The organism is Streptomyces sp. A01, from assembly GCF_059026195.1.
The window spans coordinates 1-1,059 of record NZ_JBWLKN010000099.1; the positions used below are offsets into that span (position 1 = coordinate 1).

Here is a 1,059-nt window from a genome sequence, read left to right on the forward strand (position 1 = left end):
CGCTGGCGTTGGAAGGCGTAGGTGGGCAGCTCCACCCGCCGCACGTCTTCCCCGGCCAGTACCTGCTCCCACGCCACCGGCATCCCCCGCACGTGCGCGCGGGCCAGCGCGCTCAGGGCCGTGGTTGCCTCGGGGCGATCACGCCGCAACACCGGCACGATCACCGGAGTGGTGACCGGGGGTTGCGCGGAGCGGGCAGGAGCCTCGCTGCCGGCAGTGCTGCTGGTGCTGGCAGTGCTGGTGGTGCTGGCAGTGCTGGTGGTGCTGGTGCTGGTGCTGGTGTGGGTGGTGGTGTGGGTGAGGGGGGTGAGGATGGCGTCGGGGCCGAGTTCGAGGTAGGTGGTGGTGTGGTGTTCGGTGAGCCAGGTCAGGCCGTCGTGGAAGCGGACGGTGGCGCGGGCCTGGTCGGCCCAGTAGCGCGGGGAGCGGGCCTGGGCCTCGGTCAGCGGCTGCCCGGTGAGGTTGGACAGTACCGGCACAGTCGGGGCCTGGCAGGCGACCTGTCCCACCACGGTGTGGAACTCCTCCAGCATGGGGTCGATATGGTGGGAGTGGAAGGCATGGCTGACGCGTAGGGGTGTGGTGCGGTATCCGGCCGTGTGCCAGTGCTCGCGCAGCTCGGTGATCGCGTCACTGTCGCCGGAGACGACCATGTCATGGGGGGTGTTGACCGCGGCCAGGCACACCCGTCCCGCGTAGTGGTCCAGGGTGCGGGCCACGGTGGTCTCGTCGGCTTCGACGGCGAGCATGGCGCCGCCGGTGGGCAGGGCCTGCATCAACCGGCCCCGGGCGGCGACGACCGCACACGCGTCGGGCAGCGACCACACCCCGGCGATATGGGCGGCGGCCAGCTCCCCCACCGAGTGCCCCAGAAGGTAATCCGCGGCCACGCCCCAGTGTTCCAGCAACCGGAACAGGGCCACCTCCACGGCGAACAACCCGGCCTGCGTATAGACGGTACGGTCCAACGCGGCAGCCTCCAGACTCCCCGGCTCAGCCCACACCACCTCCCGCAACCGATACCCCCCTACACCCCGAACCCCTACACCCCGAACCCCT

1 protein-coding gene is annotated in these 1,059 nt (G+C 70.9%); it reads right to left on the minus strand.

Annotated features, from left to right (window positions below; translation table 11 throughout):
• The coding region (locus AC5P1B_RS35680; RefSeq protein WP_493892195.1) for an acyltransferase domain-containing protein at nt 1-968 on the minus strand (968 nt) is incomplete at its 3' end.
• Nucleotides 969-1,059: the final 91 nt, after the last annotated feature.